General features: G+C 33.8%; 19 protein-coding genes, 2 pseudogenes and 1 other annotated feature. Of the genes and pseudogenes, 9 read left to right on the forward strand and 12 right to left on the reverse strand.

Going from position 1 to position 25,041, the window contains the following annotated elements; all coding sequences use genetic code 11:
• Positions 1-107: 107 nt before the first annotated feature.
• The 4 genes from AB1J10_RS00840 to hutH form a co-directional block, all read right to left on the reverse strand.
• Positions 108-437, reverse strand: coding sequence for an AzlD domain-containing protein (locus AB1J10_RS00840; RefSeq protein WP_224395871.1), 330 nt, complete (start codon positions 435-437; stop codon positions 108-110).
• Positions 434-1,129, reverse strand: a complete 696-nt coding sequence (locus AB1J10_RS00845; protein ID WP_369002954.1) for an AzlC family ABC transporter permease — start codon at positions 1,127-1,129, stop codon at positions 434-436. Before AB1J10_RS00845 ends, AB1J10_RS00840 begins: the two co-directional genes overlap by 4 nt.
• 442 nt (positions 1,130-1,571) lie before the next feature.
• Positions 1,572-2,861 (reverse strand): serine--tRNA ligase, encoded by a 1,290-nt coding sequence (gene serS / locus AB1J10_RS00850; protein ID WP_019468519.1) that lies wholly within the window; start codon positions 2,859-2,861, stop codon positions 1,572-1,574.
• A gap of 66 nt (positions 2,862-2,927) precedes the next feature.
• Positions 2,928-3,118: a binding site (T-box leader), on the reverse strand.
• Positions 3,119-3,215: 97 nt separating this feature from the next.
• Entirely contained in the window at positions 3,216-4,718 is a 1,503-nt protein-coding gene (gene hutH, locus AB1J10_RS00855) for a histidine ammonia-lyase (protein WP_224395874.1), read from the reverse strand.
• A 379-nt stretch (positions 4,719-5,097) separates the two neighbouring features.
• On the opposite strand from hutH, the gene AB1J10_RS00860 reads away from it, so the two are divergent.
• Complete coding sequence (locus AB1J10_RS00860; RefSeq protein WP_026034765.1) at positions 5,098-5,910, forward strand: NAD(P)H-hydrate dehydratase; 813 nt, start codon at positions 5,098-5,100, stop codon at positions 5,908-5,910.
• Here AB1J10_RS00860 and AB1J10_RS00865 read toward each other — a convergent pair.
• The 8 genes and pseudogenes from AB1J10_RS00865 to dnaA form a co-directional block, all read right to left on the reverse strand.
• A pseudogene (locus AB1J10_RS00865) lies at positions 5,888-6,091 on the reverse strand (hypothetical protein); the annotation flags it as partial. The gene AB1J10_RS00860 and the pseudogene AB1J10_RS00865 overlap by 23 nt on opposite strands.
• 7 nt (positions 6,092-6,098) lie before the next feature.
• A pseudogene (locus AB1J10_RS00870) lies at positions 6,099-6,234 on the reverse strand (transposase); the annotation flags it as partial.
• A gap of 433 nt (positions 6,235-6,667) precedes the next feature.
• Positions 6,668-9,355 carry a DNA gyrase subunit A gene (gene gyrA, locus AB1J10_RS00875; RefSeq protein WP_369002955.1) on the reverse strand — a complete coding sequence of 896 codons (2,688 nt, stop codon included), beginning with the start codon at positions 9,353-9,355 and terminating at the stop codon, positions 6,668-6,670.
• A gap of 35 nt (positions 9,356-9,390) precedes the next feature.
• Positions 9,391-11,331 carry a DNA topoisomerase (ATP-hydrolyzing) subunit B gene (gene gyrB, locus AB1J10_RS00880; RefSeq protein WP_210137626.1) on the reverse strand — a complete coding sequence of 647 codons (1,941 nt, stop codon included), beginning with the start codon at positions 11,329-11,331 and terminating at the stop codon, positions 9,391-9,393.
• Positions 11,332-11,343: 12 nt separating this feature from the next.
• Positions 11,344-12,459, reverse strand: coding sequence for a DNA replication/repair protein RecF (gene recF / locus AB1J10_RS00885; RefSeq protein WP_210137625.1), 1,116 nt, complete (start codon positions 12,457-12,459; stop codon positions 11,344-11,346).
• On the reverse strand, positions 12,456-12,689 hold the full coding sequence (yaaA, locus tag AB1J10_RS00890) for a S4 domain-containing protein YaaA (RefSeq protein WP_198644733.1): 234 nt from the start codon (positions 12,687-12,689) through the stop codon (positions 12,456-12,458). The genes recF and yaaA overlap by 4 nt, the downstream gene beginning before the upstream one ends.
• Positions 12,690-13,366: 677 nt before the next feature.
• Entirely contained in the window at positions 13,367-14,497 is a 1,131-nt protein-coding gene (dnaN, locus tag AB1J10_RS00895; RefSeq protein ID WP_019467929.1) for a DNA polymerase III subunit beta, read from the reverse strand.
• 240 nt (positions 14,498-14,737) lie between these two features.
• Complete coding sequence (dnaA, locus tag AB1J10_RS00900; protein WP_224395877.1) at positions 14,738-16,105, reverse strand: chromosomal replication initiator protein DnaA; 1,368 nt, start codon at positions 16,103-16,105, stop codon at positions 14,738-14,740.
• A 721-nt stretch (positions 16,106-16,826) separates the two neighbouring features.
• On the opposite strand from dnaA, the gene rpmH reads away from it, so the two are divergent.
• The 8 genes from rpmH (at position 16,827) to AB1J10_RS00940 (ending at position 25,034) form a co-directional block, all read left to right on the forward strand.
• Positions 16,827-16,964, forward strand: a complete 138-nt coding sequence (gene rpmH / locus AB1J10_RS00905; protein ID WP_000240855.1) for a 50S ribosomal protein L34 — start codon at positions 16,827-16,829, stop codon at positions 16,962-16,964.
• A gap of 140 nt (positions 16,965-17,104) precedes the next feature.
• Positions 17,105-17,452: a ribonuclease P protein component gene (gene rnpA / locus AB1J10_RS00910; protein ID WP_046207171.1), complete on the forward strand. Its 348-nt coding sequence runs from the start codon at positions 17,105-17,107 to the stop codon at positions 17,450-17,452.
• 152 nt (positions 17,453-17,604) lie between these two features.
• A complete protein-coding gene (gene mnmE / locus AB1J10_RS00915) occupies positions 17,605-18,984 on the forward strand; it encodes a tRNA uridine-5-carboxymethylaminomethyl(34) synthesis GTPase MnmE (RefSeq protein WP_181187421.1) in 1,380 nt (459 codons plus the stop codon).
• Between the two features lie 15 nt (positions 18,985-18,999).
• Positions 19,000-20,877, forward strand: a complete 1,878-nt coding sequence (gene mnmG, locus AB1J10_RS00920) for a tRNA uridine-5-carboxymethylaminomethyl(34) synthesis enzyme MnmG (protein WP_107384809.1) — start codon at positions 19,000-19,002, stop codon at positions 20,875-20,877.
• Between the two features lies 1 nt (position 20,878).
• Positions 20,879-21,604 (forward strand): 16S rRNA (guanine(527)-N(7))-methyltransferase RsmG, encoded by a 726-nt coding sequence (rsmG, locus tag AB1J10_RS00925; protein ID WP_369002956.1) that lies wholly within the window; start codon positions 20,879-20,881, stop codon positions 21,602-21,604.
• Positions 21,605-21,639: 35 nt separating this feature from the next.
• Positions 21,640-22,476 (forward strand): ParB/RepB/Spo0J family partition protein, encoded by an 837-nt coding sequence (locus tag AB1J10_RS00930; RefSeq protein WP_224395879.1) that lies wholly within the window; start codon positions 21,640-21,642, stop codon positions 22,474-22,476.
• A gap of 264 nt (positions 22,477-22,740) precedes the next feature.
• On the forward strand, positions 22,741-24,201 hold the full coding sequence (locus AB1J10_RS00935) for a carbon starvation CstA family protein (protein WP_224395880.1): 1,461 nt from the start codon (positions 22,741-22,743) through the stop codon (positions 24,199-24,201).
• 266 nt (positions 24,202-24,467) lie between these two features.
• Positions 24,468-25,034, forward strand: a complete 567-nt coding sequence (locus tag AB1J10_RS00940; protein ID WP_107385339.1) for a helix-turn-helix transcriptional regulator — start codon at positions 24,468-24,470, stop codon at positions 25,032-25,034.
• Positions 25,035-25,041: the final 7 nt, after the last annotated feature.

Here is a 25,041-nt window from a genome sequence, read left to right on the forward strand (position 1 = left end):
CTGTGCATAAATCAAATATCTATTTTAACAAGTATTTCTTTAAAATTATCAAAATTTTCTAATTATTGCTATTCTAACGGATAATGTGAGCCACTTCAATAATATATTTAAAATATCCATCTTAAAATTGCCATTATTAAAATACCACTGACAATCGTAATCGTTAAACTCCGTGTAATAATGGCAATGATTATTGTTGGAAGCATCGTTACTAAAAACGGTAAATTAATACTATACATCATTGAACCTTCATGTTGTTCTAGGACGCCGTCTACAATCAATGCCGTAAATAATGTAATAGGAATGAAGGAAAGCCACTTTACAACTGTCTCAGATAGTTTAATTTTTGTAATTAATATAAACGGTATAATACGAGTTAACCAAGTGACTACACCACATAAAACAATAATTAATAGCATATGTAAGGTCGTTGTCATTTATCGATCACCACCCCTAACCCCGCAGTAATTGTCGAAGCTAAGATAATTGCTACGTATGAAGGCATAAAGAAACTTAAAATAAGCATTAATATAATCACACAAACAATTAACACTAAATATGTTTTAAATTGTGATTGCTTAATAGCATCAAACTGGGAAACAGCTAAGAATATAAACATTGCAGTAATAGCAAAATCTAATCCAAACGCATCTGGGTTTGTTATGTATTTACCAAAAACAGCACCAACAATACTTGCAAATGTCCAAAATAAATAAGCTGTGATATTTAATCCATGCAGCCATCGATCATTGATTTTTTCACCTTTGAGATGTGGTGTAATAGCGACACCAAATGTTTCATCTGTAATCAATGAAGACATCCCTATACGATTCCAAAACCCATATTCTTTATAACTTGGCGCTAGGGTCATACTTAATAAAAACATCCTAGAATTTACAATAAATGTCGTTAATACAATTGCAGAAATTGGAGTTCCAGCAATGACTAACACACAAATAATGAATTGTGCCGCGCCAGCATAGACAAGTAAGCATAATAAAATGATTTCAATCAAATTGAAACCTGAAGCAACTGCAACAATACCAAATGAAAGACCAACACCAGCATAACCTAACAAAGTCGGTACACATTCTTTTACACCTTGCTTAAAAGTTAAATGTGTTGCCATCATGCCACCTCCCACACATTTTATAAAAATAATAGAACTAGTTTAATACAAACTGAAATATACATCCAACGTTTTTAGACTTACGCATGTGTTACCTAAGACTAACGTTCGTCTAAAATTGTTGTTGCTACAGTACTTTTAATTTCGGAATATTGTGTTATTATTTTAGACTTACCTCTCGTTTTTTAAATTAAATAAGGTGTTTTCCAAATGAGATAACCTACAAAACAAAATATTTAACACCTCCCCTACCCTCTCTTTACTTTAAAAGTATTTAAGGTATTTAGAAGTTCAGAAGGATCATTGTTCATATAAAATGAGAGGTTGAGACATCCATTTGTCTCAACCTCTATTTGCATTTCATCATTTTGTAGCATCTATTTTGGAAGTTCAACATTTAAGCCAACTCAAATACCGCTGATGATATTCATTAAAACGAATCCTATTTTTCTTTAACTGGGTGAATCACTGTTTTACCACCCATATATGGTACTAATGCATCTGGAATAGTAACTGAACCATCTTCATTTTGATAGTTTTCTACGATTGCAGCAAATGTACGACCTACTGCTAAACCACTACCATTCAATGTGTGCACTAATTCTGGTTTTGCTGTTTTATCACGTTTAAAACGAATGTTAGAACGACGTGCTTGGAAATCAGTAATATTTGAGCAAGAGCTAATTTCTTTGTACTCATTATAGCTTGGTAACCAAACTTCTAAGTCATAAGTTTTGCTTGAGCCAAAGCCTATGTCACCTGTACATAAAATAACTCTACGATACGGTAAGCCTAACTCTTCTAAAATTGCTTCTGCATGTTCTGTCATTTCTTCTAATGCTTGCCAAGAGTCTTCTGGTTTTTCAAAACGTACCATCTCTACTTTATCGAATTGGTGTAAACGGATTAACCCTCTTGTATCTCTACCAGCTGAACCGGCTTCACTACGATAACACGCTGATTGCGCTGTGAATTTAGCAGGTAAGACATCCGGACCAATAATTTCATTACGATAATAATTCGTTAATGGTACTTCTGCCGTTGGTATTGTATATAATCCTTCTTTTTCAATTTTGAATAAATCTTCTTCAAATTTTGGTAATTGTCCAGTACCGTACATTGAATCAGCATTTACTAATTGTGGTACCATCATTTCTGTGTAACCATGTTGCGTCGTATGTTTCGTGACCATATAGTTCATTAATGCTCTTTCTAACTGTGCACCTTCGCCAGTTAAGAACACAAATCTTGCACCAGAAACTTTTGCACCGCGTTCAAAATTAGCCATTTGTAGTGACTCTACTAAATCCCAATGTGCTTTTTCATCAAAATCAAATTTTCTTGGTGTACCCCAACGTTTTAATTCTACATTTTCTTCATCAGAATCACCCTCAGGCACATCATCATGAATTGTATTTGGAATACGAGATAATAAGTCTTCTAGTTCTTTATCCACATTATTTAAATCATTATCTAACAGTTTGATGTCGTCACCTAATTTTCTCATTTCCGCAATAACATCATCTGCATTTTCTTTATTACGTTTTTTTTCTGCAATTTCACCGCTCACTTTGTTACGTTCAGCTTTCATTTCCTCAGCTTTACGAATTAATTCACGGCGCTTGTCATCAAGTGATAATACATCATCTACTACTTTTGTATCCATACCACGTTTTGCAACTTTGTCTTTTAAAAACTCTGGGTCATTACGAAATAGTTTAATGTCTAACATGTCATTTTCCATCCTTTCAATTTCTATTTTTTTAAGAATAGAACACAAAAAAGACCACATCCCTGTACAAGGGACGTGGTCTTTACGCGTTGCCACCCTATTTAACAGCCAAAAAAGACTGCACTTTCACCAAAATAACGGTTAAACCCGATTGTTCTTATATAGTAGGTAGATTCACATTGACCCTGATTACTTGTTCTCACTAACCACAAGCTCTCTGAAACCAGAAGTACAATACTACTTAGCCTACGAACAATAGCTTTATTAACTTGATTTTAATATAGCAAATAACCTGTCACTTTTCAAGGCCAAGGATATGCAATCGCTGAATGTTCATTAAAAATTCACCCAACCTTAATTAGCATAAGCGTGATCTAGTAAATACTGTGAAACAGCTTCTATGTCTTTATGAAATTGGCGGTCTTCAGTGATAGATGGTACCACTTTTCGTAAAGCTTGATATTTTTCATAGGTTTTAGGTGATAATTTTTCAATATCTTTATATTCTACTGCTTGAAGTGCGATGATTGCTTCTATTGCTAAAACACGTCGTGCATTTTCAATCATTTGGTAACCATGACGTGAAGCAATCGTCCCCATAGAAACGTGGTCTTCTTGATTAGCTGATGATGGAATAGAATCTACACTAGCTGGGTGTGCGAGTGTCTTATTTTCCGAAACAAGACTTGCAGCTGCATATTGCATGATCATTGCACCACTCTGTAAACCCGGTTGAGGGCTTAAAAACGCCGGTAAACCATTGTTCAATTGTGGGTTTACTAATCTCTCTAAACGTCTTTCTGAAACATTGGCTAATTCACTTACGCCTAACTTTAAGAAGTCTAACGCGAATGCAATCGGCTGACCATGGAAATTACCTCCAGAAATAACTAATGTCTCATCATCTTCATCAAATATTAATGGATTATCGTTCGCCGCATTCATTTCAAATTCAAGCTTTTCTTTTACATAATTAAAAACTTGGAAGCTTGCGCCATGTATTTGTGGGATACAGCGTAATGTATAAGCATCTTGTACGCGAATTTCTCCTTGTGTCGTTGTTAATTTAGAACCTTCAAGCCAGTCTAACATGCGCGAAGCAACATCTATCTGTTCTGGAAAATTTCGGACGCGATGCACTTTTTCATGATATGCATCAGTAATACCATTTAATGCTTGATGCGTAAGTGCAGCAATCCACTCCGCTTGGTAACCAATATCTTCCGCTTCTATATAATTAATTACACCTTGTGCAGTCATAGCTTGCGTGCCATTAATTAAAGCAAGACCTTCTTTAGCCTGTAAGCTCAAAGGTTCACGATTTAATAAATTTAAGACATACCGGCTGTCTACTTCTTCACCTTTATAATAGACGCTACCTTCTCCAATCAATGCCAAAGCTAAATGTGAAAGTGGTGCTAAATCACCTGAAGCACCAAGAGACCCTTGTTGTGGAATGACTGGAATAATTCTGTTGTTAATAAAATATATGATTTGATTTACTAAATCGATTGTCACACCAGAATGACCTTTTAGCAATGTGTTTAGACGTAAAATCATCATCACTAACGCGACATCCTGTGAAAAAGGGTTTCCGATACCACATGCATGTGAACGAATTAAATTTACTTGTAATTGATTGTATTCCCCCTCATCAATACGCACATCACTAAATAAACCAAATCCAGTCGTTATACCATAAATTGTTTCTTTATCATCTATAATCTTTTCTACTGTTACCCTGCTCTGTTTTACACGTTCATATGCATCCTCTGTTACTTTTACATCATCACTTTGATATAAAAAATCTTTAATTGCATTAATTGTTAAATTTTCACCATTAAGCTGTAATGTCATTTCCCCATCTCCTTACTTCTGATGATTTTCAATTAATTAGAGTATACGCTTCCATATTTTTAAGAACAATAGGTTCTTCCATATCCGTAACATGGTATTAAATTAGTATTTTAATGAGATAAAGAAGGCAAATTTATTATTTCTAAAAATAAACAAATTCTTAATGCTTTTACCTATTGACTAAAATGCAAAGCAGGTATAATATTTTCTATTGTATTTAAAAAGTAGATTAATAAAAAAGCTACAGAGAAAACCTTTCATAAAGCTTATAAATACACAATTCTTATCAAAAAGTACAAACTTACGAATCAACAAAATAATGATCAAATATACAAATTAAAAGTTGAAATAACTAATATGATTAAAGGGGGTTTCAATGTTGGAAACAATTTCATCAGTAAGCATTCCAAAACGTAAAGATGAAACGCATAAAGGTGATTATGGCAAAATTCTTTTAATTGGAGGTAATGCGAATCTAGGTGGGGCAATCATGCTTGCTGCACGCGCTTGTGTCTATAGTGGCAGTGGTTTAATTACAGTAGCTACACATCCAACAAACCATGCTGCGCTACATTCACGCTGTCCTGAAGCAATGGTGATTGATATCAATGATACTAAAATGCTCACTAAAATGATTGAAAATACAGATTGTATCTTAATTGGTCCTGGGTTAGGGTGTGATTTCAAAGGAAATAATGCTATCACGTTCTTATTACAAAACATTCAACCGCACCAAACACTTATAGTGGATGGAGATGCTATTACTATATTTAGTAAATTAAAGCCAGATATTCCAACTTGCAATGTTATTTTCACACCACATCAAAAAGAGTGGGAACGTTTAAGTGGTATCGCAATAGAAGAACAAACCTATGAACGTAATCGCGAAGCTGCTGATAGAATTGGAGCAACGATTGTATTAAAAATGCATGGCACTGAAATCTATTTCAAAGATGGAGATTACAAACTACCAATTGGTACACCTGCGATGGCTACAGGCGGTATGGGTGATACACTTGCCGGTATGATTACAAGTTTTGTAGGTCAATTCAACGACACGAAAGAAGCGGTTACGAGTGCTACTTATACACACAGCTATATCGGTGAAGAGTTATCAAAGAAAATGTATGTCGTACCACCTTCTCATTTAATTAGCGAAATTCCATATGCTATGAAAGCATTGGAGAGCTAAATAAGTATCTGCGATATAAATATATTAAACTGAAATAAAATGAGTCTGAAACATAAAGTTCTTGGACAAGTGAAAAGGCAATTTCTATTGAAATAATATAGAAATTGCCTTTTTTATTATTATTTTGGTTATATTTAGTTCTTTGAGATACTACTTTTCTTATATTAAGTGCCATTAATACAATGAACTAAAGATGCTAATAGGGCATCTGCTTTAGGGTTTACTCTAAAACGATTAATTGTTTTTAGAAGAAGGCATTTGATTTTGTAATAGCCACATCATTCGGATATCATCATTAAGTAGTTTTTCTATTTTATGACTAGAGATTTTTCATCGTGCGGACGCCCGGGGAAATGATATGAGTGAGAGACTACAGGCTCGAGCCATATCCCCAGGCAAGCATGCACAATCAAAATCGTAATATTTTTATATAAAATGGACTCATCCATCGTGTGTATTCATATTAAGTTATATAATACGAAGTTTTTTCTATTGTATTAAAACACATCACTTATAGAGATTTTGCATCGTGCGGACGCCCGGGGAAATGATATGAGTGAGAGACTACAGGCTCGAGCCATATCCCCAGGCAAGCATGCACGATCAAAATCGTAACATTTTAAATATAAAGAGGACCAATCCATATTAAGGATTGGCCCTCTTATTTTGAGAATAGGGATTTATTTCCCAGATTCATTTGTATATTTAAATTTTTCAATTTTAAATGTAGCTGTTGGTTTACTTATAGAAATTGAGATTATTCGTCATCTTCGTTTTCAGTGTCTTCATTATCACTGTTATCAATGTCTTCATTGATACGATCCATAAAGTCTTTTCTCACTTCTTGACGACCATCTTCATCTGTATCTTCTTCAACTTCGGTATGAACGATATCTTCTGATAAATCATCAGTTACTACTGATTCTGATTGTTGACCGTCACTTGAAGAGCCTTTAATTTGTTCATTCTCTGTTTCTTGAAGTTCAATTTCTTCAGCTTCTTTTTCTTCTTCATCTACTTTAGCAACTGTAGAAACAAATTGATCGTCGTTTAATTTAATCAATCTTACACCTTGGGCTGCACGTCCATTTTGTGAAATATCTTCAACGCCGATACGGATAATTACACCAGCATTTGTAACAATCATCAAGTCTTCTTTACCTTCGACGGATGTGATACATACAACTTGACCGTTACGTTCTGTAATCGTAGCAGTCTTAATACCTTTACCGCCACGGTTAGATAAACGATATTCACTAACTGGGGTACGTTTACCGTAGCCATTTTCAGTCACGACTAGAATTTCATCATCTGTTTCTGCTTTAGTAACATCTAATCCAATGACGCTGTCGCCTTCTCTTAATGTAATACCTTTAACACCAGCAGCTGTACGACCTAATGGACGTAATGCAGTTTCGTTAAAGCGGATTAAAGAACCATGAGCAGTACCGATTAATACATCATCTTCACCATCTGTTAATCTGACTGCAATCAATTCATCATCTTCTTTGAAACCAATCGCAATCTTACCGTTTTTATTAATGTGTGAGAAATTACGTAATGCTGAACGTTTAACGATACCATTTAACGTTGCAAATACTAAGTAGTCTTCTTCACTTTCTAAATCTTTGACGGCAATCATTGTACTAATCGTTTCATCATTATCCAGTTCAATCGCATTGACTACTGGGATACCTTTAGACTGTCGGGAGAGTTCTGGCACTTCATAACCTTTAAGTTTATACACTCTACCTTTGTTCGTGAAGAATAAGACATGATCGTGTGTACTCAATGTAACAAGTTGACTTACAAAATCTTCTTCTAATGTTTGCATACCTTGTACACCACGACCACCGCGATGTTGAGCTCTATATGTTGAAACGGGTAGACGTTTAATATAGTTATTGTGACTTAATGTGATGACGATTTGTTCTTCTGGGATTAGGTCTTCGTCTTCAATATTGTCGAGACCACCCATTTGAATTTCTGTTTTACGTTCGTCACCATAGCGTTCACGAACATCAATTAATTCATCACGAACAAGTTGTAATAGTTTTTCTTCGTCTGCAAGAATCGCTTTTAATTCTTCTATATATGCAATTAATTCATTATATTCAGATTCAATCTTATCTCTTTCTAAACCTGTTAAACGTCTTAATCGCATATCAAGGATGGCTTGCGCTTGTCGTTCAGTAAGTTTAAATTGTTCTTGCAAGCTTACCATTGCAACTTTATCTGTATCAGATTCACGGATCACACGAATAATTTCATCAATGTGGTCTAAAGCAATTCTTAAGCCTTCTAAAATATGTGCACGGTCTTGTGCCTTCTTCAAGTTGTATTCTGTTCTTCTTCTTACAACTATCTTTTGATGTTCAAGGTATTCAACCAATGCTTCTTTAAGGTTAATCAATCTCGGTCTGCCATCAACTAAAGCAATCATGTTAACACCAAATGACGTTTGTAATGGTGTCTGTTTATACAAGTTGTTTAATACAACACTGGCATTGGCATCTTTACGTATGTCAATCACAACACGCACGCCAGTACGTAAACTTGTTTCGTCACGTAAATCTGTAATGCCATCGATTTTTTTATCACGTGCTAATTCAGCAATTTTTTCAATCATGCGGGCTTTATTTACTTGATATGGAACCTCTGTTACAACGATACGTTGACGGCCACCACCACGTTCTTCAATTTCAGCTCTTGCTCTCATTTGAACCGAACCACGTCCAGTTTCAAAAGCACGGCGTATACCACTTTTACCAAGAATAATACCTGCTGTAGGGAAGTCTGGCCCTTGGACATCTTCCATTAATTCTGCAATCGTAATATCTGGATTATAGCTTAAACTTAATACGCCATTAATCACTTCAGTCAAATTATGTGGTGGTATATTAGTAGCCATACCTACTGCGATACCTGATGCACCATTTACAAGTAAATTTGGAAATCTTGAAGGTAAGACTTCCGGCTCTCTTTCGTTACCGTCATAGTTATCAACAAAATCAATCGTATCTTTGTTAATATCTCTCAACATTTCGAGTGTGATTTTAGACATACGCGCTTCTGTATAACGCATCGCCGCTGCACCATCACCATCCATAGAACCAAAGTTACCTTGGCCATCAATTAAAGGATATCGATAGCTGAAGTCCTGTGCCATTCTAACCATAGCTTCGTAAATTGAGGAGTCACCGTGAGGGTGATATTTACCCATAACATCCCCAACAATACGCGCAGATTTCTTATATGATTTATCAGGTGTCATACCTTGTTCGTGTAAGCCGTAAAGTATGCGTCGATGTACTGGTTTTAAACCATCTCTAACATCTGGTAGCGCACGTGAAACGATAACGCTCATCGCATAATCTAAGAACGATTCACGCATCTCATTCGTTATATTTCGTTCATTTATTCTTGATTCAGGTAATTCAGCCATCAAGATATCCTCCTTCAAAAATTCAGTTCATTGTCTTAGAAATCTAAGTTTGCATAAACTGCATTATCTTCAATAAACTGTCTACGGTTCTCAACAACATCGCCCATTAACATTTCAAAAACTTGGTCTGCTTCAATCGCATCATCTAATGATACTTGTAACATAGCTCTGTTTTCTGGATTCATAGTTGTTTCCCATAATTGATCAGCATTCATTTCACCAAGACCTTTGTAACGTGCAATAGACCATTTTGGACTTGGATCCAATTGGGCTTTAAGTTTTTCTAATTCACGTTCGTTAAACACATAGTATTTCTGTTTACCTTGTGTCAATTTGAATAATGGTGGCTGTGCAATATAAACATATCCAGCTTCAATTAACGGTCTCATAAAGCGATAAAAGAATGTTAATAATAAAGTTCTAATATGTGCACCATCAACATCGGCATCTGTCATAAGGATAATCTTGTGATAGCGTGCCTTACTTAAATCAAACTCTCCACCAATACCAGTACCAAAAGCAGTAATCATAGAACGTATTTCATTATTATTTAAAATTCTATCTAAACGTGCTTTTTCAACGTTCAATATCTTACCACGTAATGGTAAAATGGCTTGCGTTTCTGAGTCACGACCAGATTTTGTAGACCCTCCGGCAGAGTCACCTTCGACGATGAAAATTTCACTTCGAGAAGGGTCTTTACTAGAACAATCTGCAAGTTTCCCTGGTAAACTTGAAATTTCTAACGCAGATTTACGACGTGTCACTTCACGCGCTTTTTTAGCTGCAAGACGTGCTTGTGATGCCATCATTCCTTTTTCTACGATTGTTCGACCTACTTGTGGATTTTCGTATAAAAAGCGTTCAAACAACTCGGAGAATATACGATCAACAACTTGACGTACTTCGGAGTTACCTAATTTAGTTTTAGTTTGTCCTTCGAATTGTGGATCACCATGTTTGATTGAAACAACAGCCGTTAAGCCTTCACGTGTATCTTCACCTGAAAGTCTTTCTTTATCTTCTTTCATAATTTTACTGTTAAGACCGTAGCTATTTAACACACGAGAGAGCGCTCGTTTAAAGCCTTCTTCATGAGTACCACCTTCATAAGTGTGAATATTATTCGCGTATGTTAAAAGATTTGTAGCATAGCCTTTATTGTATTGAAGCGCGATTTCAACTTCAATATCATCTTTTGATTGATGTACATATATCGGTTCTTCATGAATAGGTTCTTTATTTTCATTTAACATTTCAACGTAAGATTTTATACCACCTTCGTAGTGATAAGTATCTTCACGAACCTCTTCTTCTCTTTCATCTCTTAATGTAATTGAGATACCTTTATTTAAAAACGCCAGTTCTCTGATACGTTGTTGCAATACTTCATAATTATATGTTGTTGTTTCAGTGAATATCTCAGGATCAGCTTTAAAACGAATCGCAGTACCTGTAGAACCAGTACTTTCATCAGTTTCACCAATGATTTTTAAATCAAACTGAGGTATGCCTTTTTTATATGCTTGATGATATATATTTTCATCCTTGTACACATACACTTCCAAATCTTCTGATAAAGCATTTACAACAGAAGAACCTACACCATGTAGACCGCCGGAAACTTTATAACCGCCACCGCCGAATTTACCACCAGCGTGTAGTACAGTTAGAATAACCTCAACGGCAGGTCGCCCCATTTTTTCTTGTATACCAACAGGAATACCACGACCATTGTCTGTTACTTTTATCCAATTATCTTCTTCAATAATAACGTCGATTTGGTCAGCATAACCTGCGAGTGCTTCGTCAATACTGTTATCAACAATTTCCCAAACTAAGTGATGTAGTCCTCTTTCTGAAGTTGAGCCTATATACATACCTGGTCTCTTACGAACCGCTTCTAGACCTTCTAATACCTGAATCTGACCAGCACCATAATCTTCCGTGTTGTTCACATCTGACAATGCTTCCACCTTCACTTTCCGTTACTTTATAATTTCGCCATTATTAATGCGATAAAGTTTAGCGTTTTTCATAATTTCATGATCAATGCCATCAACTGATGTTGTCGTCACAAATGTCTGCACTTTATGTTGAATTGTGCTCAATAAATGAGACTGACGTGAATCATCTAATTCACTTAACACATCATCTAGTAATAGGATGGGATACTCACCTACCTCAATATTCATCAGTTCGATTTCTGCAAGTTTGATTGATAAAGCCGTCGTTCTTTGCTGTCCTTGCGAACCGTAAGTTTGAGCATCCATACCATTTACGTTGAAACCTAAATCATCTCTGTGAGGGCCAAACAAACAGACACCTCTATCTTTTTCACGATCTTTATTATCATCTAGTAAAGTTAAGACTTCCTCTAAGCGTTCCGTCTCACTTTTTTCCTCAGCATCTAATTTGATACTAGGAAGGTACTTTAATGACAGTGTTTCATTCTCGTCTGTAATGCCAGAATGAATAGGTTTGGCTAATGATTCAAGTTCTTTAATAAAATGTTCACGTCTTAATGTAACTTTGAGTGCATATGTTGCAAATTGTTGGTTTAAGACATCAAGCATAGTGCTGTCAGTCTTTTGACCATATTGCAATTGCTTCAAATAATTATTCTTTTGTTTTAAAATTCTTTGATATTGAGACAAATCATTTAAGTACACTGCTGAAATTTGTCCAAGTTCCATATCTATAAACCTACGTCTTATTTGAGGTGCACCTTTGACAATATTCAAATCTTCAGGTGCAAACAAGACAACGTTTAAGTGACCGATATATTGTGTCAGTCTACTTTGTTCTAAGTGATTGATTTTAACCTGCTTACCCTTTTTAGTTATAAACATCGTTAAAGGCATTTCTCCATATCTATAACTGAGTTCACCTTCTATTTTAGCATAGTCTCGATCAAAACGTATGAGTTCTTTATCATTTGATGTTCTGTGACTTTTGGCTAATGCTAGTGTATAAATAGATTCCAATAAATTAGTCTTCCCTTGCGCATTCTCGCCAATCAATATATTGACTTCAGGGTGACAATTTAGGGTAATTGACTCATAGTTACGATAATTGTCTAGCTGGAGTGTCTTTAGTTTCATTCTTCACCTTGATGTATAATCAAAAATGAACCGATTTCTGGTATAACGATGTTATCTTGATGGTTTAATTTTTTACCACGACGCATTTCGCGCTCACCATTGATCATTACTTCAAAATCTTGCAAGAACCATTTCGCTTGACCACCAGATTCAATAATACCTTCTGTCTTTAGAAATTGCCCTAAAGTAATGTCTCCATCAACAATTACTTCTTCAACCAAATCAATCACTCCATTCCTTTTAAACTCATCTATATATTATACCTTTTTTTGAGAAAAATTTCATGCAAAATGCAGATAGAAAGCGTTTTCTTATGTATAATTTTTACTATTATTGAACTTTATTTACAAAGGTACTTTTAACAATGTAACACTCATATATTATAACAAACTTTTCTTCCTAATATTCTATTACTTTAAAAAAGATTCTAACTAAGAAAATTAATTATTAATGTTTTTAACTACGCAATATTTCATAAAGAATTTTTATATGGATTCCACGGCAATGTTATAATTTTGAATTTTAACGACTTTCTCAGTTTATTTATTAATTTTAGGTATCATAAGTCTAAAATAATTTAAATGGCTTATATTTAAGCTCTAAATAGCATGTAAGTAGCGTTAATTGTTTATGATTAATATATCTTTATCAATATACACGTTTTATTTTATAAAATTACTTCAAAATAAAAAAGAGTGAAGCAATGGTTTATTAATGACAGAGATTGAGACATAATAGATTAGCCTCAAACGCATTTCATATTGGCAGTAGATAACTGAATTGAAAATGCGTTTTTAATCAATCTTCTGTCCACAACCCTAAGTTATGCTTACTAGGTTGTAAATATCCACAATATAAAAAACCCGAGACATAAATCTGTCTCAGGCTCTATCTCTTGAACAAAAGTTTAATATGTTCTAATTGGTAAAATTAATTGTGTAACTGAATCGTCATCTTTTGGTTTTAAAATAAATGGTTTCATCGTACCAAAGAATTCGACTTCAACTTCATCGTTATCGATTGCTTTAAGTGCATCCATCATATATTTAGAGTTAAATGAAATTTTTAAATTGCCACCATCAACGTTATCCGCTTTTACTTCTTCTTTCACAGTACCAATTTCTGGTGATGTAGAAGATAATTCGACTAATTCATTACCTGTACTTAATTTAATAACATTGTTCCCACCTTCACGTGCTAATAGAGATGCACGATCAATAGCATGATAGAATTCTCCGTTATCTATGCCTATTTTAATTTCATAGTTTTCCGGGAATAAACGTGAAGTATCTGGATAGTGACCTTCTAAGAGACGTGAAATAAAGTTTACATTTCCGACTTTAAATAATACTTGGTTTGATGCAAAGAAAATATCGATATCTTCTTCACTATCAGACATAATTTTATTTAATTCTGCTAAAGCTTTACCTGGAATAATGACATTTTTATTTTCAGATTCATCTTCTAAAGCCACTTTTCGCACAGCCAAGCGGTGTGAGTCAGTCGCTGTGCATATTAATTCATTATCTTGTATAAGCCAGTTAACACCAGTGAGTACTGGGCGTGTTTCTGAGGTGGACACTGCGAAATTCGTTTGTGCTATCACGTTTTTAAGCACTTTTACAGATAATTGAATCGCATCATCACGAGAAACTTGTGGTAATAAAGGATATTGATCTGGATCTAAACCACTTAAATTAAATTCTGAATGTCCAGAAGTTATTAAAGTTTGGAATTGTTCATTTGTTGATAATTTAACTTCTTTTCCTGGTAGTTTTTTAATAATATCTACAAAGAAACGACCAGGGAGTACAACTGAACCAGTTTCTGTAATTTCAATAATGTCTTCTCCATCTACTTGTTTAGGAATTGTAATTTCTATTGAGATTTCTGAATCTGAACCAGTAAGTATGACTTCATTGTTTTTAACTTCAATTTTTATACCCGTTAGTATAGGTAATGTAGTTCTTGGTGAGATTGCTTTTAATGTGTCATTTAATTGATTTATAAAATAATCTCTTCTAATTGTAAATTCCATTTTTAAACTCCTTCCAGTCGTTTATATAATAATTATATAGGTTTTAAACCCGTAGTAATAGTAGTAGGGCTTGTGGATTAGGGGATAACTCAAATTAATACAATCATGTCATTGTTTGACGACTGTGGATAACTTGTGCACAGTGTGTATTACTTTTGCACATTGTCCACAAAGTTAAAAAATAAGTTATTTTGTTATACCTCTAAATTAATTTATTAATCTGTTATAGTACAGATTGTTTTATTGGTTTCTAATTTCTTTTTCAAGATTTTCAACTTCTTGCTTAAATGTTGGATCATTATTGATATCTTTTACTATTTTTTCATGTGCGTGAATAACAGTAGTATGATCACGTCCACCAAACTCTTCTCCGATTTTAGGTAGCGAAAAGTCGGTTAATTCACGTGATAAATACATAGCAATTTGACGTGGATAAGCAATCGATTTTGTACGTTTTTTGGCACTAAAGTCTTCTATTCTTACACTATAGTATTCTCCAACAACTTTTTGGATATCTTGTATAGTAATTTTTTTAGATTTAGGTGCTTGGATGATATCTTTCAGTGCAGCTGCTGTTAATTCGGTTGTGATAGGTTGTCCTTGTAATTTTGAAAAGGCCAATACACGATTAAGTGCGCCTTCAAGTTCACGTATATTAGATTGTATTTGATTAGCGATATACGTTAAGGCTTCAGTAGGAATATTTATATTTTCTTCACCAATTTTTTTCTGCAAAATCGCCATTCTGGTTTCGTAGTCTGGCGGTGTAATATCTACTATCAATCCCCATTCAAAGCGAGAACGTAGTCGATCTTCTAATTTAGCAATTTCTTTAGGAGGTCTATCACTAGAAATAACAATTTGCTTATTCGCTTGATGTAAATCATTAAATGTGTGGAAGAATTCTTCTTGAGTTTGTTCTTTGTTTTGAATGAATTGTATATCATCTATTAAGAGCACATCGATATTACGATATTTTTCTCTAAAACGTTCTGTTTTATTGTCTCGGATAGATTTAATGAATTCATTGGTAAATTTTTCACTAGATGTATAGATTACTTTGGCATCTGGATTATTATCTAAGACATAATGACCAATAGCATGCATTAGATGGGTTTTACCTAATCCTACACCACCATATATAAATAATGGATTATATGCTTGGGCCGGCGCTTCGGCTACAGCTAAACTCGCAGCGTGTGGGAATCTGTTTCCAGGACCGATGACGAATGTTTCAAATGTATTGTTGATATTGAATTGTTCATCACCAACTTTTGCTACATCAACAGTATCAAGGTCTACTTCTTTTTCATTAGCACTTTGTTTAACATCTTGTTTTTTATCAGATTTTAAACTTTCTAATTCATCTTCAGAGTAAAATACTGGCATGATTTCGTGACCAATAGCTTCATATAATGCAGATTGTACGATTTCAACATAATGTGTTTTTAACCAATTAGCTACAAAAGGATCATCAATGACTACAATAGCTTCATCATTTTGTAACGAATAAAGTTTTGTATCTTTCAAAAAAGTTTGATAGCTAGGATAGCTGACTTTTTCTTGAGCTAAGGTTAAAACTTTTTCCCAAATTTCTTGTTCTGACATAATAGCAAACTCCAACTTTCTATATTTTAAAAGTTATACACAGAAATAACATGTGTGAATAAACATAATCACAAGCTGTTAATAATTATCCACAAGTTACACACAATCAGTGGATAACTCATTGTGGATTATAAGTTATACACAACCATTTAGGATATATCTCCATAATATAATTCCTTATTTATCAATATTTACATAACTTATCCACACAATTATACTTTTTAACAAACATCTCTGTCAAATGGCTGTGAATATGTTGTTAAATCGTAAATAACCCTGTGCATAGATGAAATATTATCCACAAAATAAGCATGCGTATCTGTGAATAAGTGGATAACTTACAAGAATGAATAGTATATCAAAAATTAAACGATTTGTGGGCTTGGGAAATAATTTATAAAAAGTGTATGGAATTTGTATAATTAAAAATTCTCTAGATTTGAAATGAAAAATATTTATATGATAAGGTGAATCTTCTATATTAATAGACGTATTTATCAATACAGTTTTAAAATATCTAATACTCATTCATATTATAATGAGATGAAAACATGCTTGAAATTGATACTTGCTTTATAAAAAAGATTTTGTTATATTGTAGTAGTTGCTTGAATTATGACTAGAAATTAATAATATTAAATCAAGACTTGAAGCAAAAAGCTTATATTAATTTATCTATTATAATATTTAGATAACCGAATACAGATGGAGGTGTTTTTGCATGGTAAAACGTACTTATCAACCAAATAAACGTAAACATAGTAAAGTTCATGGTTTCAGAAAACGCATGAGCACAAAAAACGGTCGTAAAGTTTTAGCGCGTCGTCGTCGTAAAGGCCGTAAGGTATTATCAGCATAAGATCACTGACTCATCAGTGGTCTTTTTTTTGGTTTAAAATAACGAAAATAAGTAGCAAAATTATTGTTATTATTAAAAAATACAACATATGTTAGATATATAATAATAAATGTAATGAAAAGATAAGCGAGTGATGTTTCGTGGAGAAGGCATACCGAATTAAAAAGAACAGTGATTTCCAATTTATATATAAAAAAGGAAAATCAGTAGCAAATCGTCAGTTTGTAGTCTATACGAAACCTAATAAAGAATTAGAACACTTCAGACTAGGTATTAGTGTTTCTAAAAAATTAGGTAATGCTGTTGTTAGAAATAAAATTAAGCGTGCTATTCGTGAAAGTTTCAAGGTACATAAACAAAATATATTACCAATGGAAATTATTGTGATAGCCAGGCAGCCAGCTAAAGATATGGATACACTACAAATCCAAGCAAGTTTAGAACATGTTTTAAAAATAGCTAAGGTTTTTAATAAACGAATTAAGTAGGGTAGGGGATAATTAAGACTGACGTCAGCCTAACATCAGACAACCCTAAGACTAACTTCTTAGAAATTTTGAACAAGATGTTAGCTTTTTGATCCAAAACTATTTACAATATTATAATGATAAATTTTAGAATAAAGGAGGCGAGATGGATGATGGATTTAGATACGATAACGAGTATATCCACACCTATGGGTGAAGGTGCTATTGGTATTGTACGTTTGTCAGGTGTTGACGCGGTAAATATTGCAGATAAATTATATAAAGGGAAAGAACCATTAGAACATGTACCTTCTCATACAATAAATTATGGGCATATTGTTGATCCTGAGACAAATGAAGTGGTCGAAGAAGTGATGGTGTCTGTCTTACGTGCACCGAAAACATTTACTAGAGAAGATATCGTTGAAATTAATTGTCATGGTGGTATTTTAACCATCAATAGAGTATTAGAGTTAACAATGACACACGGTGCAAGAATGGCTGACCCAGGTGAATACACAAAACGTGCGTTTTTAAATGGGCGTATTGATTTATCTCAAGCCGAAGCGGTGATGGATTTTATTCGTTCTAAAACCGATCGTGCATCTAAAGTTGCAATGAATCAAATTGAAGGTCGTTTAAGTGATATGATTAAGCGACAGCGACAATCCATTCTCGAAATCCTTGCACAAGTAGAAGTTAATATAGATTACCCTGAATATGATGATGTGGAAGATGCCACAACAGAAGTTTTATTAGAAAAATCAAATCAAATTAAGACAGAGATTAATAAGTTATTAGATACAGGCACACAAGGGAAGATAATGAGAGAAGGTTTAGCAACGGTCATAGTTGGTAAGCCGAATGTTGGTAAGTCATCTATGTTAAATAACCTGATTCAAGACAACAAGGCGATTGTTACAGAGGTGCCTGGTACGACTAGAGATACTTTAGAAGAGTACGTAAACGTTCGCGGTGTACCTCTAAGGTTAGTAGATACTGCTGGGATACGTGAAACCGAAGATATCGTTGAACGTATTGGTGTAGAGCGTTCACGCAAAGCTTTAGGTGAAGCGGATTTAATCTTGTTTGTGCTAAATTATAACGAATCATTAACAGAAGAAGATCGCAAGTTATATGAAGTTATTAAAAATGAAGATGCCATTGTCATAATTAACAAGATGGATTTAGACAAACAATTAGATATTTCAGAAGTAAAAGAAATGGTTGGAGATATGCCAATCATTCAAACATCAATGTTAAAACAAGAAGGTATTGATCAGTTAGAGATACAAATTAGAGATTTATTCTTTGCAGGAGATGTCCAAAATCAAGATATGACATATGTATCGAATTCAAGACATATTTCATTGTTAAAACAAGCGAGAAACTCAATTCAAGATGCTATAGATGCTGCAGAAGCTGGTGTGCCAATGGATATGGTTCAGATAGATTTAACGAGAACTTGGGAAATTTTAGGCGAAATTATCGGAGAATCCGCAAGTGAAGAATTGATAAATCAATTATTTAGTCAATTCTGTCTAGGAAAATAAAAGGGAGGAAAAAGTATGGCTCAAGAATATGATGTAATAGTAATTGGAGCCGGACATGCTGGTATTGAAGCTGGACTTGCTTCAGCAAGACGTGGTGCCAAAACGTTAATGTTAACAATAAATTTAGATAATATTGCATTCATGCCATGTAACCCATCAGTTGGTGGCCCGGCTAAAGGAATAGTAGTTCGTGAAATAGACGCATTAGGTGGCCAAATGGCGAAAACAATCGATAAAACGCATATCCAAATGCGTATGTTAAACACAGGCAAAGGCCCAGCAGTAAGAGCACTTCGCGCACAAGCTGACAAAGTTCTTTATCAACAAGAAATGAAAAAGGTAATTGAAGATGAAGCAAACCTTGATATTATGCAAGGCATGGTGGATGACTTAATTATTGAAGATGAAGTCATCAAAGGCGTACGTACGAATATCGGCACAGAATACTGGGCAGATGCGGTCATTATTACAACTGGTACATTTTTACGTGGTGAAATCATTTTAGGTAACATGAAATATTCAAGTGGTCCAAACCATCAATTACCATCTATTTCACTAGCTGATAATCTTAGAAATCTCGGATTTGAAGTAGTGAGATTCAAAACTGGTACACCACCGCGTGTTAATGCCAAAACGATTGATTATTCTAAAACAGAAATACAACCAGGTGACGACGTTGGTAGAGCATTTAGTTTTGAAACAACGGAATATATTTTAGATCAATTACCTTGTTGGTTAACATATACCAATGGAGAAACACATCAAGTTATAGATGATAATTTACATTTATCTGCGATGTATTCAGGCATGATTAAAGGTACAGGACCTAGATATTGTCCATCAATTGAAGATAAATTTGTAAGATTCAATGATAAGCCTAGACATCAACTTTTCTTAGAACCAGAAGGTAGAAATACCAATGAAGTTTATGTCCAAGGTTTATCAACAAGCTTACCTGAACATGTTCAACGTCAGATGTTGGAAACAATTCCAGGCTTAGAAAAAGCGGATATGATGCGTGCAGGATATGCAATTGAATATGATGCACTTGTACCGACACAACTGTGGCCAACACTAGAAACTAAAAAAATTAAAAACTTATATACTGCAGGACAAATCAACGGAACTTCTGGTTATGAAGAAGCGGCAGGACAAGGTATCATGGCTGGAATTAACGCAGCGTCAAGAGTACTAGATGAGGAAGAAGTCATCTTAAGCCGTTCAGACGCCTATATTGGTGTTTTAATAGATGATCTTATAACAAAAGGTACCAATGAACCATATCGTTTATTAACATCACGTGCAGAATATCGTTTATTATTAAGACATGACAATGCAGATTTACGATTAACAGATTTAGGTTATAAATTAGGTATGATTTCTGAAGAACGTTATGCGCGTTTCAATGAAAAACGTCAAATGATAAAAGATGAGCAAGCACGCTTAAATGAAATTAGAATAAAACCGCACGAACGTGTACAAGAAATTATTGAAGCGCAAGGCGGTTCACGCTTGAAAGACGGTATATTAGCCTTGGAGTTATTGCGTAGACCTGAAATGACGTATAACTTGATTCTAGAAATTTTAGAAGAAGAAAATCAATTACCTAGTGATGTTGAAGAGCAAGTTGAAATTCAGACAAAATATGAAGGCTATATCAATAAGTCGTTACAGCAAGTTGAAAAAGTAAAACGTATGGAAGAAAAGAAAATTCCAGAAGACTTAGATTATAGTAAAGTTGATAGTTTAGCGACTGAAGCACGCGAAAAATTAGCGGAAGTTAAACCGTTAAATATTGCGCAAGCATCTCGGATTTCAGGTGTAAATCCTGCAGATATTTCGATCTTATTAGTGTTCCTAGAACAAGGTAAAATACAAAGGGTGGAAAATTAAGATGAGTGTAAAATGGTTAACTGAGCAACTCAGCACACAAGATATCGAACTTACAGAAAAACAACAACATCAATTTCAAACGTATTTTCAAATGCTCGTTGAATGGAATGAAAAAATGAATTTAACAAGCATTACTGAAGAACATGAAGTGTATTTGAAACATTTTTATGATTCAATTGCACTAAGTTTTTATACGGATTTGACACAAGAGCTAACAATTTGTGATATTGGTGCTGGTGCTGGTTTTCCAAGTATTCCATTAAAAATTATGTATCCTAATTTAAAAATTACAATTGTAGATTCATTAAATAAACGCATCCATTTTTTAAATCAATTAGCAGAAGCATTAGATTTAGAAAATGTGAATTTTGTACATGATCGCGCAGAAATTTACGGGAAGGGAGACTGCAGGGCGTCTTATGATATTGTAACTGCACGTGCAGTTGCTAGACTTTCCGTATTAAGCGAATTGTGTTTACCGTTAGTTAAAAAGGGTGGACAATTCATTGCTTTAAAATCAGCTAAAGGCGAAGAAGAATTGAAAGAAGCGCGTTTTGGTATAGGAATCCTCGGTGGTAAACTTCAGGATGTCATTTCATATGAATTACCAGAAGATGCTGGTGAAAGGCAAATGATAAAGATTGATAAGAGAAGTGAGACACCAAAGAAATATCCAAGAAAACCAGGAATGCCCAATAAGTCTCCATTACTTGAAAAAGAAAAGTGATTTAATACAACTAATTTAGAGGGAGCGCATAAAATATGAAGAAACCTTTTTCTAAATTATTTGGTTTGAAAAATAAAGATGACATTGTTGGTTATATAGAAGAGGATCATAATAGTGTTGAATCTATTCATACTGAACGTATTGTGCCAAATCGTTATCAACCAAGACAAATATTTGAGCCAAATAAGATTAAAGAACTCGCAGAATCAATAGATGAGCATGGATTGTTACAACCGATTGTAGTACGTCCTATAGAAGAGGATATGTTTGAAATTATTGCTGGAGAGCGTAGATTTAGAGCCTTACAATCGTTGAATAAGACATACGCAGATGTCATTATCAGAGATTTAGGTGATGAAGAAACTGCAGTGGTTGCTTTAATAGAAAATATCCAACGTGAAAATTTATCTGTTGTAGAAGAGGCGGAAGCCTATAAAAAACTTTTAGAACTAGGTGATACTACACAAAGTGAATTAGCTAAAAGTGTAGGTAAAAGTCAAAGTTTTATAGCAAATAAATTGAGATTATTAAAATTAGCGCCAAAAGTGATAGAACGTTTACGTGAAGGCAAAGTTACAGAACGTCATGCACGTGCGATGCTAAGTTTATCAGATGAAGATCAAGAAATATTAGTGGAAACGATTATAAGCCAAAAGTTAAACGTGAAACAAACTGAAGCTAGAGTAAAACAAAAAGTCGGCCCTGAAAAAGTGAAAGCGCAAAGTTTTGCATTTGAAAAAGACTTAACAGATGCACGTGAAGCGGTAGGCAAAAGTTTAGAAGAAATTGAAAAAAGTGGCATCAAGTTTGAACATCAAGCTAAAGACCATGATGATTATTATGAAATAAAAATTAAGCTTTATAAAAAATAACAGTTGAGTTTAATTGAACATATCGCTTATTCAAAAAGTACAACTTCGTTTTAATTTAAATGAGGTTGTACTTTTTTTATTTATTATAAGTGTTAATGAGTCAGATATCATTTAAATGTAAAGATTATTTTAAAAGTATATTTTATTTTATATTCCCCAAAAATTAAAAATAAATAAATAAAAAACATTTACATGATTGTAGAATAATAAAATATGTGATTAAATTAAGAAAACGCTTACATATTATTAAAGGGGGATGTTAAAATGGTAACGTTTATTGTATCTATTGTTTTATTAGTTATAGGTTATTTCACTTATGGGAAGTATATCGACAAAATGTTTGGAACGAAACAAGATAGACCAACACCAGCATATAATCAACGTGATAATGTCGATTATTTACCTATGAAGACATCATCAAATTCACTCATTCAACTATTGAACATTGCAGGTGTAGGACCGATTTTCGGACCGATTATGGGGGCATTATATGGACCTGTAGCATTTATATGGATTGTTGTGGGATGTATTTTTGCAGGTGCAGTACATGATTATCTGACTGGAATGATTTCAATTAGAAATAAAGGGGCACATTTACCGGAGCTTGCTGGTAAATTTTTAGGTCAGGTCATGAAACACTTTGTAAATATCTTTTCAATCTTATTATTATTGCTAACTGGAACAGTTTTTGTAACAAGCCCGGCATTATTACTACATAATTTATTAGATGGTCGAATCGCATTAGGTATCATTATCTTTGTCATTTTTGTTTATTATATTTTGTCTACAATTTTACCTATAGACAAAATCATTGGACGCATTTATCCAATTTTCGGTGCATTGCTATTAATTAGTGCAGTAGGTATAGGTTTCCGTCTTATTCAAACAGGTGCACCGATACCTGAAATTAATTTGAAAAATATGCATCCAGATGGCGCTCCTATATTTCCACTACTATTTTTTACAATTACTTGTGGTGCTTTATCTGGTTTTCATGCTACACAAACGCCTATTATTTCGAGAACGACAAACAAAGAGAAAAATGGTCGTTTCATATTCTATGGAATGATGATTGCAGAAGGTATTATAGCAATGATTTGGGCAGCTGCAGGCATGAGTTTATTTAATGGATATAGTGGATTAAGTGATGTTTTAGCACGTGGGGAAGCGGCTCTTGTTGTAAGTGAAGCATCACATCTATTATTGGGTTCTGTGTTTGGTACGATTGCAGTACTAGGTGTTATTGTCTTACCAATTACAAGTGGTGATACATCTTTCCGTAGTGCACGTATGATTATAGCTGATTATTTAAATTATGGTCAGCGCAGTATGTTAAAACGAGTGATTGTAGCTGCACCATTATTTGTCGTAAGCTTTGGTTTGACTCAGGTAGACTTTACCATTTTATGGCGCTATTTTTCTTGGGCAAACCAAACTACAGCTGTTGTCGCTTTATGGGTAGGTGCAATGTACTTACTTATCGCGAAAAAGAATTTTTGGGTGGCTGCAATTCCGGCAGTCTTTATGACTTGGAATATTTTCACTTATATTTTAAGTCAGAAGATAGGTTTAGGTCTGGATCTTAATTTAAGTTATGGCCTCGCATTTGTATTTACAATTTTATGGATTGGTTACTTTACTTATCAATATAAAAAAATTACTGCAGGTGCTTCATTTGAATTAGATCATCCTATACCATATCAACAACAACAAACAGCCACATAAATATAAAATTATGATGGGATACTGATTTCTTAACGCTATGATACAGGTTAATTAATTAATAATAATGATAGGAGTAAGATACGTGATTAAAAACATGATTTAGTTGCGGTCTTACTCTTATTTCTTGTAAGTCTAAGGGAGGTCTAAAAAAGACGCTATAGCTATATGACAAAAACTTTTTGCATAATTAAATGTGCGCATGTCAATACAATTTGGTAGTCTAAAATAGAATCACACTATAGTCTCAAGTTAAAGGAGCTTGGCAAATGAACATAGGTAATCAAATTAAATTTTTTAGACAGCGTGACCATTTATCACAAGAAGAATTAGCTGCAAAATTGTATGTTTCACGACAAACAATTTCAAATTGGGAAAATGATAAAAGTTATCCAGATATACATAATTTGTTAATGCTTAGTTCTTTGTTTCAAGTTTCTTTAGATAATTTAGTTAAAGGAGACATAGAGATTATGGAACAAAAGTTAAAACAGAGCAAATTTAATTTATGGAGTCATTTAATGATTTGGCCTATGTTATTATCCGCAATTTTAGCAGGTCCAACACTCTACTATTGGACGACATTATGGATTTCAGCTGAACTTATACTCTTAATAACTATGATTATTGCATCATTTAAAGTAGAAGCCTTAAAAAAATCGTATAGAATACAAACGTATGACAGGATAGTTGCTTTTATGCATGGGAAAGACCCTAATGATGTTTATAGTAGTAAATTGCGTAATACTGTAACTTTTATGTACAGTTTTATAGTTTGTGTCGGATTATTTATTATAATTGTGCTATTAAGCATGCATTTTTTTGATGTATTGTAATAGTTAC

Origin of the sequence: Staphylococcus cohnii species complex 1663 (assembly GCF_041008415.1) — a bacterium.
GTDB classification, from domain to species: domain Bacteria; phylum Bacillota; class Bacilli; order Staphylococcales; family Staphylococcaceae; genus Staphylococcus; species Staphylococcus ureilyticus.